A 14,705-nucleotide genomic window follows, 5' to 3' on the forward strand; every position below is an offset into this window, starting at 1 on the left:
GCCCGCGGCCGCTTTGAGCGGCCGCGGGCCCTCTCGCATCCGGCCGCCTGGCCGTCCCGTCCCCCGCCGCAACCGGGGGACGGAGTCCTGGGCTCCTGAAGGGAGTTCCGCAAGGGGGAGCTAGAAGCGGGCGTGGGCGGTGATGTCCGCCTCGAACTCGCCCGTCATCGCCGGGGTCACCGTCGGCCGGCACTGCCGGACCGCCGCCAGGTAGTCCTCCGTGGTCGCGCCCGGCTGCGCCGCCGACGAGCCCCGCACGCCCACCGCCTCCAGGTCCCGCTCGAAGGACACCTGCGCTGCGATCCGCGCCGCGTGCTCGATGTCGGCCGGGGTGAACAGCTCGGTCGCCGCCACCAGCGCCGGTACGTCGACGTCCGGACGCCCCTGCGTGTAGCGGGCCCAGATCGCCGAGCGGGCCCCGGCGTCCGGGGTGCCGATCGGGATGAGGTAGTCGAAGCGGCCGGGCCGCAGGAAGGCAGGGTCGAGGGAGCGGATGGAGTTGGTGGCGCAGACCAGCAGCCGCTCGTCGCCCTCGCGGAAGCCGGGTATCAGCTTCAGCAGCTCGTTCGTCACTCCGTGGATCCCGCCGGGCTGCGCGGGCTCGGTGCGCACGGGCGCGATCTCCTCGACCTCGTCGATGAAGACGAGCACCCGTTCCAGCTCCGCGATCCGGGCGAAGGCGTCGCGCAGCGCCGCGGCCAGGTTTCCCTCGTCGGCGAGCCGGGAGGGCAGCAGTTCCACGAAAGGCCAGCCGAGCCGGGAGGCGATGGCCCGGGCGAAGGTGGTCTTGCCGGTGCCGGGCGGCCCGAAGAGGGTGATGGCGCGCGGCGGCCGCACACCGTGCGAGGCGGCCCGCTCCGGCTCGGCGAGCGGCAGCACCACGCGCCGTTCGATGAGGTCCTTCTCGCGCTCCATGCCGGCGACCTTGGCCCACAGGTCGTTCGGCAGGAAGCGGCCGCCGAGGTCGTCGAGCAGGCCCGCGGCCGGTCCGTGCAGCGGCTCGGTCTTCTCGAAGTAGGCGACCGCGGGCTGGCGGGTGTACCCGGCGTTGAGCAGCCCTTCGCCGAGCAGGTCCTCCTCGGGCAGCACGTAGGCGATCCGGCCGACGCGGGCCGCGATGAGCCGCCGCTCCAGCTCGACCAGCAGGGCGCTGGCCAGGCCCCGGCCGCGCCAGCCCGCGGCGATCGCGATGCGCATCACCCAGGCGCGCTCGCCGGTGACGCAGGCGAGCGCCGCGCCGATCGGCACGCCCTGGTGCACGGCGACCACGCAGGGCTGCCGGTCCGTGAGGGCGCTGATGCACTCGGCGAGCGAGAAGACGGACTCCTGGCCGAGTTCGGCCGTGGTGTCTATCAGGTGGACCACCGCTGCGAGATCGCCCTCGCGGTAGTCGTGGATGAGCCAGTTCACCGGGTACCGCCCCTCGTTCGTGCTCCTGCGGCGAGGCTAGGGGCGGGTGGGGCGGACCATCACGCTCCGCGGTGCACAACAGGCGGTCCGGAAACCCTCCGTGTCGTCCATAGACTGGTGCCTTCCGCCCGAACGCCAGACCGAGGAACCCAGCACCTTCATGCTTTGCCACATACCCGCGGCCCGACGCGGGCTCCTCGTCTGGCTCGTGCCCTTCCTCTGGACCCTGGCGTTCGGTCTGTGGGGACTCTCCCGCCAGGACAGCGTGTGGCGGGACGAGGCGGCGACCTGGCAGGTGGCCGGGCGGTCGGCGGGCGAGATCTGGGACATGCTCGGCAACGTCGACGCCGTGCACGGGCTGTACTACCTGCTGATGCACGGCCTCTTCGGGCTCTTCGGGGCGAGCACGACGACCCTGCGGCTGCCCTCCGTGCTGGCGGTCGCCGCCGCCGCGGCGTGCGTGGCGCTGATCGGGCGGCGCCTCGCCGGCCCCTGGGCGGGACTCGGCGGTGGACTGGCCCTCGGGCTGCTGCCGGCCGTGCAGTTCTACCTCCAGGAGGGCCGGCCGTACGCGCTGGTCGCGGCCGGGGCCGGACTGTCGACCCTGCTGCTGGTGTCGCTGCTGTCCCGACGGCCCGGCGACCTCGGCCGGCGTGCCTGGCCGCGCTGGACGGCGTACGGGACCACCGTGCTGGTCTGCGCCCTGCTGAACTGGCTCTCGCTGCTGATCCTGCCCGCCCACGCCGTCACGCTGTGGTGGGTGCGGGCCGGGCGCGGGGCGTGGCTGCGCTGGGCGGCGTACGGCGCGGGCGCGGTGGCGGGGGCGCTTCCGCTGATCCTGTTCAGCCGGGGCCAGTCCGACCAGGTGTCGTGGATACCGCCGCTGACCTGGCACATGCTGATCGGGCCCGGGATCCTCCTGGCGGTCGGCGGCCTCTGCGCGCGGGCGGACCGGCCCGGCCGGGGCCGGCTGTCGGCGTCGGCGGTCGGGCTGCCGCTGCTGGCGGTGCCCCAGCTCGGGCTGATCGCCATATCGGTGGTCCAGCCGCTGTTCCTGGACCGGTACGTGCTGTTCTCCATGACGGGTCTGGCGCTGCTGATCGGCGCCGCGCTGGGCGCCGGCGTACGGGCCTGCGGGCCCCGCTTCCCGGGGGTCCGCGGCCTGCTCGTACCGGGTGTCGTGGGGGTCGCGGCGCTGGCGCTGCTGCCGGTGGAGCTGGGCAAGCGGGCCCCGGCGAGCCGGGTCGACGACGTGCTGGCGGTGGCCGGTGAGGTGGCGCGGCTGAAGCGGGACGGGGACGCCGTGCTGTTCGTCCCGGCCGCGCGCCGGGACACCGCGCTGGTCTCCCCCGATGCCTTCGCGGGGCTGGCCGACATCGCCCTGGCCAGGACCCCCGTGGCCTCGGGCACCCTCAAGGGCGAGGAGTCCGATCCGGCCCGGATCTCCGCGGCGCTGCTCGGGCAGCGGCGCGTCCTGCTCGTGACGGACGCGGCGGAGGTCGCGAAGGCGCCGTCGGCGGAGCGCGACAAGGCCAAGGCCGCCGTGCTGCGGGAGCGGTTCAGGGTGGTGGAGGACCGGCAGGTCCGGGGCCGCCGGGTGACCGTGTACGAGCGCCTCGGGTAGGGCTTGTCCCGGCATGACCCGTGTTTCACACGAGGTCCACCGGATTCACAGGCGATTCATACGGAACATCGGGCTCCGGACACAGGTTCGCGGGGCAGGGTCGAAGCATGATCCACCGGATTCTCCCCCAGCCCCCTGCCGTCGGCCGGGCACGGGCCCGTGCCCGGGCCCGGCACACGTCCCGGATCCTGGCGGCGCCGGCCGCGATGGCCGTGCTGCTGAGCGTGAACGTGCCCGACGCGGCGGCCGAGCCGCCGCTCGGCGTCACCGCGACCGCGGCGGCGGACGCCACGGCGGACCGGGTGGGCGCGCTGTTCGCGGGAGGGCTCGACAGCGGGCACTTCTGCACCGCCGCGGTGGTGCGCAGCGACGACCGCGATGTGATCGCCACCGCCGCCCACTGCCTCGGGGACCCGGACACCACCGTGTTCGCCCCGGGCTACCGGGACGGGGAGGCCCCGTACGGCACCTGGAAGGTCACGAGCGTGTACGTGGCGCCGGGCTGGACGGACGGCGAGGACCCGGACGACGACATCGCCTTCGCGACGGTGGTCCCGGCGGACGGCGCACCGTCTGAGCGGATCGAGGACCTGGTGGGCGGTTTCCCGGTCGCCGCGGAGCAGCCTGCCGACGCCACGGCGACCGTCATCGGGTATCCGCGCGACGAGGAGGCCCCGCTGCGCTGTGCCAACGGCACCGCCCTGTTCTCGCCGACGCAGCGCCGCATCGAGTGCCCCGACCTCAGCGGTGGCACCAGCGGCAGCCCCTGGCTGGTGGACGGCGCTCTGGCCGGGGTGCTCGGCGGCCACGAGGGCGGCGGGACCGTGCCGGAGGTCTCGTACAGCGCGCTGATGGGCGACCAGGCGGTGGAGCTGTACCGCGAGGCGGCGGACGCGGGCTGACGGGGGCGCCGACGGCCACGCGGGCGGACGGGCACCGACGCGGACGCGGGCTGACGGGAGCCGACCGGGCCGGCACGGGCGGACGGGTCCGGCGACGCCCGCCGTGCTCTACTCCGTGACCGCGACCGGCGCCTCGAACCAGGTGGGCTCGTCGCGCAGGGCGCGGTGGATGCGGTCCAGGGCGAAGTGCTCCAGGGGCGGCAGGGCGTCCACCTCGAACCAGGCCACCTCCAGGGACTCGCTGTCGTTCGCGCACGCCTCGCCGCCGGTCGCCCGGCAGCGGAAGGTGATGTCCTGGAACTGGCAGACGTCGCCGTTGGGGTAGGTAATGGGCTCGAGCATCTGGACGAGGACCACGCGCTCGGGCACGCACCGCACCGCGGTCTCCTCGTACACCTCGCGCACCGCGGTCTCCGCGGGCTGCTCCCCCGGTTCGGCGATCCCGCCGACCACGGACCAGCGCCCGGTGTCGGAGCGCCGGCCGAGCAGGACGCGGCCGCGGTCGTCGACGACGATGGCCGTGACGCCGGGCAGCAGGAGCAGTCGGTGTCCGGCGGTGGCGCGGATCTCGCGGATGAAATCGGGTGTGGTCATCCCCCGACCCTACGACCCCGTCCGGCCCCCCTACGCCGATGCCCGGCGGGTGCGGATCCGACGGGCCAGGGTCCAGCCGAACCCGGCGGCGGCGAGGGCGAGCAGCGCGTACTCGGGCAGCGGTCCGAGCCGGGTCGCGGGGGTCTCGGTGGAGCGCAGCGGGATCTCGGTGACCAGCGCGTCGGCCGTGAACATCTCCGTCTGACGCACGACGGCCCCGTCGGGGCGGATCACCGCGCTCACCCCGCTGGTGACCGGTACGAGGACGGTCCGGCTGTGCTCGACGGCGCGGATCCGGTCCATGGCGAGCTGCTGGTAGGTCATCTGGCTGCGGCCGAAGGTGGCGTTGTTGCTGGGTACGGCGATCACCTGGGCGCCGTCCCGCACGGTGGAGCGGACGGCGTCGTCGAAGGCGGCCTCGAAACAGGTGACCATGCCGACGCCGCTGCCGGCCATGTCGAACACCCCGGGGTCCTTGCCGGGGCCGAAGTCGCGCCGCACCCGGTCCACGTCGGAACTGAAGAGGCGCACGACGGAGCGCATCGGGATGCGTTCGCCGAAGGGCTGGATCTTGCGCTTGTCGTAGGTCGCGGTGGGGCCGTGCACCGGGTCCCAGAGGATCATCGTGTTGCGCAGCGGACCGGTCTCGGGAGCCACGACGGCGCCGATGGCCACGGGCACGCCGATCGCCTTGACGGCCTTGTCGATCACGTCGTGGGCGTCGGGCTGGGAGTAGGGGTCGAGGTCGGAGGAGTTCTCCGGCCACACCACGAAGTCGGGCTTGGGGACGCGGCCGGCCTTGACGTCCTCGGCGAGCTGTTCGGTGCGCTGGGCGTGGTTGTCCAGGACCTGGCGGCGCTGGGCGTTGAAGTCGAGGCCCAGGCGGGGCACGTTGCCCTGGATGACGGCGGCCACGGCGGTGCCGTCCTCGGCCGCGTCGGAGACCAGCGGACGGGCCGCGAGACCGGCGCCGACCGGGGCGAGCACGGTGAGCGCGGCCAGCGCGGCGCTCGCCCGGCGCGGGTGGTCCAGGGCGGTGCGCAGGGCTTCGTACAGCCCGAATCCGCACAGGGCGACGGCGAAGGAGAGCAGCGGGGTCCCGCCGAGCGCGACGAGCGGGGTGAAGATGCCGTCGGCCTGCCCGAAGGCGAGCTTGCCCCACGGGAATCCGCCGAAGGGGACGCGGGCGCGCAGCGCCTCGCCCGCGACCCAGACGGCGGCGGCGAACAGCGGCCAGGCGCGGAGCCGGCCCACGAGGGCGATGCCGAGTCCGGTGAGGCCGATGAAGACGGCTTCGAGGGTGGCCAGCGCCAGCCACGGCACGGGACCGACCTCCTCGCCGGTCCAGACGAGGAGCGGCACCAGGTAGCCGAGGCCGGCGAGGAAGCCGAGTGCGAAGCCGGCCCGGGCGCGGCGGCCGTGCAGACAGCCGGCGAGCAGGGCGAGGGCGAGGGGCGCCAGCCACCACAGGGGGCGCGGCGGGAAGCTGAGGTAGAGCAGCACTCCGGCGAGGGCGGCGAGCAGGGGCCGCAGCAGTCGGGCGCCGTTGCGCTTCGCGGCGGCGGCGGGGCGTGCGGCGGGGGGCGTCGCGGGCTGCGTGGCGGCCGCTGCCGGGGCTGCGGCCGCGGCTGCCGGGGCTGCGACGGAGGGGTCCGCGGGCTCGTTCCCGGCCGCGCGGGTGACACTGCTGCTCATCTGGCGGAGTGTACGTCGTGCGGGTCCGGATCAGCGGGCGAGGGCCCGCAGGTGGGCGCGGATGACCCGGACGGCGTTCTCCGCGTCGTCGACGGTGACCGTGAAGAGCTTCCCGTCGTCGAGCCTCAGCTTCACGCCCTCGCCGCGGCGGACGATGACCGCGGTGCCCTTCTCGGGGCGCCAGCGGTAGCCCCAGCCGCCCCAGTGCTGCGGGGTGATCCGGGGGACGAACTCCGCGGACGCCACCTCCGCCAGGCGGATCTTGCGGCGTGGCAGTCCGATGTGGCCGCAGCGGACCTCGAGGGCCTCGGAGTCGACGGTGACGGCCACGTGCACGAAGGCGAGGGTGCCGTAGAGGATGAGGAGACCGGCGGCGAGGCAGCCGACCACGGACATGAGCAGCGGGACGATGCCGTTGGTCCAGGCGTTGTCGACGGCGAGCTCGATGCCGAGCGCCAGACAGGCCGCACCGGCCGCTGCGAGCAGCCACTGCGCACGGTTGGAGGCCCGGCCCGTCCAGAGGGGACCCGGGGGGTGACCGGTCATGAGTAGCAGCGTACTCACGTTCCGCATGTGCGCCACCGCCCCTCGGCCGGTCGATGTACCCGGCGCCTGCCCGGGCTTGATCTCAACCAAACTTGAGGTCTTACCGGAACTCGGCCGCCTGGACGGTTCAGCCGCTGCGTCCCGGGAGGAGGCTCACCAGCGCGTCGCGCAGGCCGGGGCGCCGGGCGGTCACGAAGCGGTGCAGGGTCCGGGAGCCGAGGGCGACCCGCTGGGCGCTGCGGCGGCGCTCCGCGTCGTACGCGCGCAGGGCGGCGGGCAGGGCGTCCGGCCCGGCCGTGGCGACGGCGCGGGTCAGGGCCTCGGCGTCGAGCAGGGCGGTGCAGGCCCCCTGGCCGAGGTTCGGGGTCATGGCGTGGGCGGCGTCGCCGACCAGGGCCACCCGGCCGGAGGCGACGAAGGACGGCAGCGCCGGGTGGAGGTGGCGCATCTCGTAGCGGATCCAGGTCGCCGGGTCCGTCTCCGCGAGGACCCGCGGGATGGGGTCGTGCCAGCCGGCGAAGGCCGCCCTCAGCGCGTCGGCGGCATTCGCCCCGGGAGCGGTGGGGGCGTCGGGGACGGTGGCGTACCAGTTGGTACGGCCGGGCTCGACGGGGGTCATCCCGAAGAAGCGGCCCTCGCCCCAGGTCTCGCCGTACACCCCGGTCTCGAATCCGGCGATGCCGATCCAGGCGACGGAGCCGGTCGTACGCGGGCGGCTGCTGCGTCCGAAGTGGGCCGCGCGGACGGCACTGTTGATGCCGTCGGCGCCGACGACGAGATCGGCCTCCAGGGCCGCCGGGTCGGTGAGGCGCTGCCCGTACACGAGCTGCGCGCCGCCGGCCCCGTCGAGCCCGGCGAGCAGTGCGTCGATCAGGCGCGGCCGGGAGATGAGCAGTTCGGGCCGGCCCGCCTTGCGCTCGATCCGTCCGAGCGGGAGCGCGGCCAGCACCCTGCCGTCGGGGCGCCGGATCCCGGCCTCGCGGTAGGGGACGGCGTGCGCCCGCAGCACCTCGCCCAGACCGAGCCGTTCGAGCGCGGACTGGGCGGTGGGGTGGATGCCGAAGGCGGTTCCGTAGCGCTCGAGCGCCGTCCGGCCCTCCAGCACGGTCACGGTCCAGCCCGCACGCCGCAGACCGATGGCGGTGGCGAGCCCGCCGACTCCCGCACCGACCACCACGGCGTTCCCCTCGCTGCCCATGAACGACTCCCTACGCCTTGAGCACCCCACGTCGACCACCACGGCCGTGGTACTACATCTGTGGTACCACGGTCGTGGTTATGCTGGCAAGGTGAATCAGGACCGGAGGGACCGGCTGCGGGACGCGGCCATCGGCGTACTGGCGGAGGCGGGCGGCCGCGGGCTGACGCACCGGGCCGTCGATGCGGCCGCCGCCGTGCCGACGGGCACGGCCAAGAACTACTTCGCGACCCGCGACGCGCTGCTGCGCGCGGTGGCCGAACGCTGCCTGGAGCAGTACCGGGCGCTGGCCGCCGCCCTCGCGGGGGACGGCCCCGGGCCCGGCGACGCGCAGGAGCTGGCGGCGTTGCTCGCCGGTCTGCTGCGGGACGTGGCCGGACCGGGCCGGGCCCGGGTGCTGGCCTATCTGGAGCTCCAGACCGAGGCGACGCGCAGGCCCTGGCTGGCCGAGCTGCTGGACCCGATCGCCGCCTCGGACTTCGCGGCGCACGCGCACCTGCTGCACGCCGCCGGCCTGCCGGCCGGCCCGGAGCAGGCCCGCACGCTCACCCTCGCGCTGCACGGCGCCCTCCCCCACCTGCTGGCCGGGGCCCCGGACACCCTGGCGGCCGCCGGGCTGGACGACCTGGACGCCTTCACGCGCGGTCTGCTGGCCGCCGTCCGCTCGCAGGGGACGCGATGACCACCCGGCTCGAGCGCGCCGTGGGCGCCGTACTGGGCTCGGCGGCGGGCGACGCGCTGGGCGCGCCGTACGAGTTCGGCCCGCCGGGGCAGTTCGGTGCGCGGGGCGAGGAGATGCGCGGGGGCGGCGGCTGGGACCCGGGCGAGGCGACCGACGACACGCAGATGGCGGTCCTGGTCGGCGAGTCACTGCTCGACCACGGGGGCCTCGAACTCGCGGACGTCTTCCGGCGGTTCCAGCGCTGGGCGGCGGGACGGCCCAAGGACATCGGGCTGCAGACCGAGGACGTACTGACCAACGGCGCCGACTGGGACCTCGCCGCGGCCCTGCACTTCCAGGTCAACGCCCGAGCGGCGGGCAACGGTTCGCTGATGCGGGCGGCCACCTCGGCGGTGTACTTCGCGGCCGCCGGGCGCGAGGGGACCATGGACGCCGCCCGGCGGATCGCGGCGCTGACGCACGGCGACCGGGCCGCCTGGGAGGGCACGGCCGTCCTGCACGAGCTGGTCCGGGTAGCCCTGGAGGGTGCCGATCCGCTGGCCGCCCTGCCCGCGACGCTCGCCGCGGTCCACCCGGACCACCGCGAGCGGTACGCCGTGGTCCTGGACCCGGCGTGGCACCCCGGCCTGGCCACCGAGTTCAACGGCGCGGTGTGGCCCTGCCTGGGCTCGGCGGTGTGGGCCCTGCGGACGACCGCCGGGTTCGCGCAGGCGGTACGGGCCGCGGTGGACCTCGGCGGCGACACCGACACGGTGGCCGCGGTGACCGGCGCCCTGGCCGGCGCCCGGTACGGGGAGAACGCGATCCCGGCCTCCTGGGCCGCCCCGCTGCACGTCCCGCTGCCCGGTTTCGGGGACCGGGTCCTCTACGCGGCCGACCTGCGCGACCTGGCCCGCCGCCTGGCGTCGGCCGGGGCCGCACGATCGGGCGGGACGCAGCCTGGCGCCCACTGACGAGAACCGGCCCGGGCCGGTGCGGTCGGCAGGCGGCAGGGGGGTCAGCCGAAGACGGGGGTCAGCCGACGACCGCTCCCCGGCCCGCGAGCAGGCGCCCCTCCGCGTATCCGAGGGCGGCAGCCGGGAGCGCGCCGAGGCGGCCGCTGCGCAGGACGGTCAGGCCGCCCGTGGCGGGCAGAGCGGGCTCGGGCCGGATGCCGATGCGGCGCAGCGCCTGGACGGCGACGGGCTCGGCGGAGCCGTGGAAGACCACTGCGGCGCCCCGGGTGCGCTCGGCCAGGGCGGCCCTGATGGCGGCCTCGACCAGCTCGTAGTGCGTGCAGCCGAGCACCACGTCGGTGACGTCGGCGGGGGTCAGCGCGGCGGCCGCGGCGACGGCGGCGGTCACCGCGTCGTCGTCGGCGGCCTCGACGGCGTCGGCCAGTCCGGGGCACGGCACCTCGGTGACCCGGACCCCGGCGGCGAACTCTCCGATGAGCCCGCGCTGGTACGGGCTGCCGGTGGTGGCGGGGGTGGCCCAGATGGCCACGCGCCCGCCGGCGGCCGCCGCGGGCTTGATCGCGGGCACGGTCCCGATGACCGGGATCCCGGGCTCCAGTTCCGCCCGCAGCGTCGGGAGGCTGTGCACGGACGCGGTGTTGCAGGCCACGATCAGCGCATCGGGCCGGTGCGCGGCGGCGGCCCGAGCCACCTCGAGCGCCCGGCCGGTGAGGTCGGCGGGCGTCCGCGGACCCCAGGGCATGCCGTCGGGGTCGGAGGACAGGACCAGCTCCGCGTCGGGCCGCAGCCGCCGCACCGCCGCGGCCGCCGCGAGAAGGCCGATTCCGGAGTCCATGAGCGCGATCTTCACCCGCCCACCTTAATCGACGCCCCCACCAAACCCACCCCGCCAACCCGTCCCCACCCGAGCCCGGCACGTCCCCACCCCGACACCCCCCGCCCCCAGCACACACCTCCCACCTGCACGTCCCACCGGAGCCCCCACCCACCACCGCCCCGGCCGCACAGCGGGACCGGCCGCACCCCGCCACTCAGGCACGGCGTCACGTGCGCGCCCGCACGACCCCGCCCCGCCGAGCCCCCGCGCAGCGGAACCCGCCGGAGGGCGACGGGGGTACGACACGCCCGAGCCCCCCGTCCCGCCGACCCCCCGCGCAGCCGGCCCGTCCGCACCCCGCCGCGCGGACCGGGGCGGACGCCGGCGGCCCGTCAGTCCGCACCGGCCCCCCTGGCCAAACCCCGCGCAACGCAACCCCGCCACACGGAACGCGACCTCGGGAGCACGACACGCCCCAGCCGACCCCCGTCCCCGCCAACCCCCCGCGCAGCCGGACCGTCCGCTCCCGCCGCGGGAACCGGGACGGACGCCGGGGGCCCGGCAGTCCACACCGGCCCCTGCCAAACCCGCGCAGCGGAACCCGCCGCACGGGGGGCGACCTCGGGGGGCGCGACACGCCCGAGCCGTCCCCGCCGAGCCCCGCGCAGCGGACCCGGCACACTGCCGCCATGGGCCCCCTCATCGCCGCCTCCGCGGCCTACGCCTCACTCGCCGCCTGGCTCTGGCTCACCCTCGCCCAGGGCATGTTCTGGCGGACCGACGTCCGCCTCCCGCCGCGCACGGCCCCCGCCCGCTGGCCTTCCGTCGCCGTCGTCGTCCCGGCCAGGGACGAGGCCGAGGTGCTGCCGAGCAGCCTGCCCTCCCTCCTCGCCCAGGACTATCCCGGCGAGGCCGAGGTGATCCTCGTCGACGACGGGAGCACGGACGGGACCGGCGCCCTCGCCCGGCGCCTCGCCCGCGCGCACCCGGGGCTCCCGCTCACCGTCACCTCCCCCGGCGACCCCGCCCCCGGCTGGACCGGCAAGCTCTGGGCGCTGCGCCACGGCATCGCGCTCGCCCGCACCGCTCACGCCACCGAGCCCGACTACCTCCTCCTCACCGACGCCGACATCGCGCACGAGCCCGACAGCCTGCGCGAGCTGGTCTGCGCCGCCACCTCCGCCGACCTCGACCTCGTCTCCCAGATGGCCCGGCTGCGCGTCGTCGGCGTGTGGGAGCGCCTCGTCGTACCCGCCTTCGTGTACTTCTTCGCCCAGCTGTACCCCTTCCGCCGGATCAACCGCCCCGGCGCCCGCACCGCTGCGGCCGCCGGCGGCTGCGTCCTGCTGCGCACCGAAAGCGCCGTGCGCGCGGGCGTGCCCGACGCGATCCGCCAGGCCGTCATCGACGACGTGTCCCTCGCCCGCGCCGTCCAGGGCGCCGGGGGCCGGATCTGGCTCGGCCTGGCGGAGCGCGTCGACAGCGTGCGCCCGTACCCCGCGCTCGGCGACCTGTGGCGGATGGTCTCGCGCAGCGCCTACGCGCAGCTGCGCCACCAGCCGCTCCTGCTCGCCGGAACGGTCGCGGGCCTGGTGCTCGTCTATCTCGTACCCCCGGCCGCCCTGCTGGCCGGGCTCGCCTCCGGGCACGGCCACACGGCCTGGGCCGGCGGCCTGGCCTGGCTGCTGATGGCCGGCACCTACCTGCCGATGCTGCGCTACTACCGGCAGCCCGCGGCGCTCGCTCCGCTGCTTCCGTTCACGGCCCTGCTGTACCTGCTGATGACCGTCGACTCGGCCGTCCAGCACTACCGGGGGCGCGGTGCGGCATGGAAGGGCCGTACCTATGCCCGTCCCAGCGACGCCTGAAACGGCGAACTCCTGCCCGAAACAACGTCATCCGAGGTCACCGACTTGTGACGCTGCGTCAGCCCCAAGTCGGTGCACTGCACAACCGGTGGGTACGAGTGCGAACAAGACGGGGTGGAAGTGGCGAATCGTGCACGTGAACGTGAAGTGAAAGGTGGGGTCCTGACCTGCGAATATGCAGGTCAGGGCGGTGTTCGCGACACCTCGCTATGGACCCGGTGAAGCCGTGGGCTTAACTTAGGTCCCATGACCTCCCCCCGCTCCACTTATGGCGGCGGTTACTACTCCGCGCCCTCCTTCCCGGACACCCCCATCTACGACTCCCTCGTCGCCGAACGCGGCACTCCGCAGATCGCCCCGATCCGCGTTCCGGCTGCCTACGAGTCCCCCAGCGCCGGGTATTCGAGCGGTGGGTACCTGCCGGCCCTCGCGTCCTCGCTGCCCGCGCTCCCCCCGGCGATGCCGCAGCAGCAGGCCCCCGCGTACGGCTACCCCTACCAGCAGCAGGGTGCGCAGCAGCCGATGCCGCTGCAGCACGCGCCCGCGCCCTACATCCCGCAGCAGCAACAGGCCGCCCGCGGCGGATACGCGCAGCAGCCCCAGCCGCAGCAGCCCCGTCCGGTCGCCGCGGCCACCGGGTACGAGGCCATGCGTCCGGCCGCTCCGCGCCCGATGCCGGCTCCGGCGCCGGTTCCGGCCGCCGCGTACGAGGACCCGTACGGCCGTCCGTACCAGGGGCGCGGCTACTGACGGAGCCACGGATACCCGCTGAGGGCGCGGAGGGGGCGACTGGCAGGATGCTCCCATGTCGAACTTGCGTGTCCAGGCGCTTCACGTCCATCCCGTCAAATCGGTAGCGGGGATCGCTCCCGACGAGGTGGCCGTGGAGCCCTGGGGCTTGTCCGGGGACCGGCGCTGGGCGCTGGTCGACGCCGGGGGCACGGTCATCACGCAACGCCAGCAGCCGCGTCTGGCCTTGGCGGCGGCCCGCCCCGTGGGCGCGGGCGGGATCGCCGTGTCGGCGCCCGGCATGCCGGAGCTGCTCGTGGAGGTGCCCGGACCGGGGCCGTTGGAGCCGGTCGTGCTGTTCGGGAAGAAGGTCGAGACCGTGGCCGCGGCGAACGCCGCGGCCGACTGGTTCAGCGCGTACCTCGGGGTGCCGGCGCGGCTGGTGCACCTGGACGATCCGGCCGTACGGCGGCCCGTGGACCCGCAGTACGCGCTGCCGGGCGAGACGGTCAGCCTGGCCGACGCCTACCCCCTGCTGATCACCACCCTGGCCTCGCTGGACGCGCTCAACGCGCTGATCGCACGGGGGGACCATCCGCAGGAGGGCCCGCTGCCGATGAACCGTTTCCGCCCCAATGTGGTGGTGGCCGGCGCCGAGGCGTGGGCGGAGGACGGCTGGCGGCGCATCGCGATCGGCGACGCCGTGTTCCGCGGGGTCCGGGAGTGCGGGCGCTGCATCGTCACCACCACCGACCAGCGGACGGCGGAGCGGGGCAGGGAGCCGCTGAAGACGCTGGCCGCGCACCGGCGGATCGGCAAGTCCCTGGCGTTCGGGCGGCAGCTGGTGCCGGTGCGGCTGGGCACGGTGCGCGTCGGCGACGAGGTCCACATCCTGGAATGACACCTTCGAGGGGCTCCGCCCCTCGACTGGAACCACCGGTGCGACCACACCGTTGGATCAGTCAGGACAGGACGGAAGGCTGGCGTACGTAGGGGGAGCCGGACCGTGTGGACAGCAATGGGAGTGTGGCGCTGGCGGCGCAATCCGCTGCGCCGGCCGACCGATCTCTTCGAGGCCTGGGTGGCGTTCGCGGCGCTGCTGTGCGTCCTGCTGGTGGCTCCGGCCATCGGCTGCGCCGCGGGCATACGGGTCGACGGGACGTTGCAGCGGGCCGCGCTCGAGCAGCGGCAGGAGCGGCACCTCGTGCCGGCGGTCGTGGTCCGGCCCGCCGCGGAGCCGGCCGCGGACGCGTCCGCCGATCCCTCGGCCCAGCGGACGGCCCCCCACCGCACCCAGGTGGTGGCCTCGTGGACCGCACCCGACGGCAGCAGCCACGAGGGGACGGTGCCGGCCGCGGAGGAACCGCCGCGCCCCGGCGAGCAGTTCCGGATATGGACCGATGCGCGCGGCCGGGTGGTCGGGCAGCCCCTCGACCCGTCCGTGGCCGCCCTCCACGCGGCGGTGGCGGGCCTGGCCGCCGCGCTCGCGGCCGCCGCGCTCGTCGAGACCGTCCGCCGGCTTGTCGTACGCAGGCTCGTGCACCGGCGGTACATACGCCTGGACCGTGCGTGGGCGGCGGCGGGGCCCGACTGGGGCCGGGCGGGCGCGGGCAGTTGACCTGGCAACTCGGGGGCCCCGCGCGCGCTACGGTGGACCGGCCAGACCAGACCGGCCGCATCGGCG

At 75.4% G+C, this 14,705-nt stretch carries 14 protein-coding genes; 8 read left to right on the top strand and 6 right to left on the bottom strand.

The annotated features are described in order from the left end of the window. Positions 1 to 120: 120 nt before the first annotated feature. Positions 121 to 1,410, bottom strand: coding sequence for a bifunctional GNAT family N-acetyltransferase/ATP-binding protein (locus tag AB0D44_RS29130; protein ID WP_362596330.1), 1,290 nt, complete (start codon positions 1,408 to 1,410; stop codon positions 121 to 123). Positions 1,411 to 1,570: 160 nt separating this feature from the next. On the opposite strand from AB0D44_RS29130, the gene AB0D44_RS29135 reads away from it, so the two are divergent. Both AB0D44_RS29135 and AB0D44_RS29140 read left to right on the top strand, forming a co-directional pair. Then, positions 1,571 to 3,034, top strand: a complete 1,464-nt coding sequence (locus AB0D44_RS29135) for a hypothetical protein (RefSeq protein ID WP_362596332.1) — start codon at positions 1,571 to 1,573, stop codon at positions 3,032 to 3,034. Between the two features lie 107 nt (positions 3,035 to 3,141). Then, complete coding sequence (locus AB0D44_RS29140; RefSeq protein ID WP_362596334.1) at positions 3,142 to 3,936, top strand: trypsin-like peptidase domain-containing protein; 795 nt, start codon at positions 3,142 to 3,144, stop codon at positions 3,934 to 3,936. Positions 3,937 to 4,044: 108 nt separating this feature from the next. On the opposite strand, the gene AB0D44_RS29145 is transcribed toward AB0D44_RS29140, so the two are convergent. From AB0D44_RS29145 to AB0D44_RS29160, 4 genes are all read right to left on the bottom strand, one after another. Continuing rightward, entirely contained in the window at positions 4,045 to 4,530 is a 486-nt protein-coding gene (locus AB0D44_RS29145) for an NUDIX domain-containing protein (RefSeq protein WP_362596336.1), read from the bottom strand. A 30-nt stretch (positions 4,531 to 4,560) separates the two neighbouring features. Continuing rightward, positions 4,561 to 6,225 (bottom strand): apolipoprotein N-acyltransferase, encoded by a 1,665-nt coding sequence (gene lnt / locus AB0D44_RS29150; RefSeq protein WP_362596338.1) that lies wholly within the window; start codon positions 6,223 to 6,225, stop codon positions 4,561 to 4,563. 30 nt (positions 6,226 to 6,255) lie between these two features. Then, positions 6,256 to 6,771 carry a hypothetical protein gene (locus AB0D44_RS29155; protein WP_362596340.1) on the bottom strand — a complete coding sequence of 172 codons (516 nt, stop codon included), beginning with the start codon at positions 6,769 to 6,771 and terminating at the stop codon, positions 6,256 to 6,258. Between the two features lie 127 nt (positions 6,772 to 6,898). Next, on the bottom strand, positions 6,899 to 7,969 hold the full coding sequence (locus tag AB0D44_RS29160; RefSeq protein ID WP_362596342.1) for an NAD(P)/FAD-dependent oxidoreductase: 1,071 nt from the start codon (positions 7,967 to 7,969) through the stop codon (positions 6,899 to 6,901). A 91-nt stretch (positions 7,970 to 8,060) separates the two neighbouring features. Here AB0D44_RS29160 and AB0D44_RS29165 point away from each other — a divergent pair, with 91 nt between their 5' ends. Both AB0D44_RS29165 and AB0D44_RS29170 read left to right on the top strand, forming a co-directional pair. Then, a complete protein-coding gene (locus tag AB0D44_RS29165) occupies positions 8,061 to 8,651 on the top strand; it encodes a TetR/AcrR family transcriptional regulator (protein ID WP_362596344.1) in 591 nt (196 codons plus the stop codon). Further along, positions 8,648 to 9,604, top strand: a complete 957-nt coding sequence (locus AB0D44_RS29170) for an ADP-ribosylglycohydrolase family protein (protein WP_362596346.1) — start codon at positions 8,648 to 8,650, stop codon at positions 9,602 to 9,604. Before AB0D44_RS29165 ends, AB0D44_RS29170 begins: the two co-directional genes overlap by 4 nt. A gap of 61 nt (positions 9,605 to 9,665) precedes the next feature. Here AB0D44_RS29170 and AB0D44_RS29175 read toward each other — a convergent pair whose 3' ends face one another. Continuing rightward, complete coding sequence (locus AB0D44_RS29175) at positions 9,666 to 10,457, bottom strand: aspartate/glutamate racemase family protein (protein WP_362596348.1); 792 nt, start codon at positions 10,455 to 10,457, stop codon at positions 9,666 to 9,668. Positions 10,458 to 11,113: 656 nt separating this feature from the next. Between AB0D44_RS29175 and AB0D44_RS29180 the strand changes: the two genes are divergently transcribed. The 4 genes from AB0D44_RS29180 to AB0D44_RS29195 all read left to right on the top strand — a co-directional run bounded on the left by AB0D44_RS29180 (position 11,114) and on the right by AB0D44_RS29195 (position 14,639). Beyond that, complete coding sequence (locus AB0D44_RS29180; RefSeq protein WP_362596350.1) at positions 11,114 to 12,292, top strand: glycosyltransferase; 1,179 nt, start codon at positions 11,114 to 11,116, stop codon at positions 12,290 to 12,292. A 246-nt stretch (positions 12,293 to 12,538) separates the two neighbouring features. Next, the gene (locus AB0D44_RS29185; RefSeq protein WP_362596352.1) at positions 12,539 to 13,042 is read left to right on the top strand and encodes a DUF6643 family protein; all 504 of its coding nucleotides are present in this window, start codon (positions 12,539 to 12,541) and stop codon (positions 13,040 to 13,042) included. Positions 13,043 to 13,097: 55 nt separating this feature from the next. Beyond that, complete coding sequence (locus tag AB0D44_RS29190; RefSeq protein WP_362596354.1) at positions 13,098 to 13,922, top strand: MOSC N-terminal beta barrel domain-containing protein; 825 nt, start codon at positions 13,098 to 13,100, stop codon at positions 13,920 to 13,922. Positions 13,923 to 14,027: 105 nt separating this feature from the next. Further along, on the top strand, positions 14,028 to 14,639 hold the full coding sequence (locus AB0D44_RS29195) for a hypothetical protein (RefSeq protein ID WP_362596356.1): 612 nt from the start codon (positions 14,028 to 14,030) through the stop codon (positions 14,637 to 14,639). Positions 14,640 to 14,705 lie beyond the last annotated feature (66 nt).

Origin of the sequence: Streptomyces sp. NPDC048349 (assembly GCF_040651925.1) — a bacterium.
In the GTDB taxonomy this organism is placed as follows: Bacteria; Actinomycetota; Actinomycetes; order Streptomycetales; family Streptomycetaceae; genus Streptomyces.

Coding starts and splice junctions, on each gene's coding strand:
- AB0D44_RS29135 (WP_362596332.1), top strand. CDS start 1,571: ATGCTTTGCCACATACCCGCGGCCCGACGCGGGCTCCTCGTCTGGCTC.
- AB0D44_RS29140 (WP_362596334.1), top strand. CDS start 3,142: ATGATCCACCGGATTCTCCCCCAGCCCCCTGCCGTCGGCCGGGCACGG.
- AB0D44_RS29145 (WP_362596336.1), bottom strand. CDS start 4,530: ATGACCACACCCGATTTCATCCGCGAGATCCGCGCCACCGCCGGACAC.
- lnt (WP_362596338.1), bottom strand. CDS start 6,225: ATGAGCAGCAGTGTCACCCGCGCGGCCGGGAACGAGCCCGCGGACCCC.
- AB0D44_RS29155 (WP_362596340.1), bottom strand. CDS start 6,771: ATGACCGGTCACCCCCCGGGTCCCCTCTGGACGGGCCGGGCCTCCAAC.
- AB0D44_RS29160 (WP_362596342.1), bottom strand. CDS start 7,969: ATGGGCAGCGAGGGGAACGCCGTGGTGGTCGGTGCGGGAGTCGGCGGG.
- AB0D44_RS29170 (WP_362596346.1), top strand. CDS start 8,648: ATGACCACCCGGCTCGAGCGCGCCGTGGGCGCCGTACTGGGCTCGGCG.
- AB0D44_RS29180 (WP_362596350.1), top strand. CDS start 11,114: ATGGGCCCCCTCATCGCCGCCTCCGCGGCCTACGCCTCACTCGCCGCC.
- AB0D44_RS29185 (WP_362596352.1), top strand. CDS start 12,539: ATGACCTCCCCCCGCTCCACTTATGGCGGCGGTTACTACTCCGCGCCC.
- AB0D44_RS29190 (WP_362596354.1), top strand. CDS start 13,098: ATGTCGAACTTGCGTGTCCAGGCGCTTCACGTCCATCCCGTCAAATCG.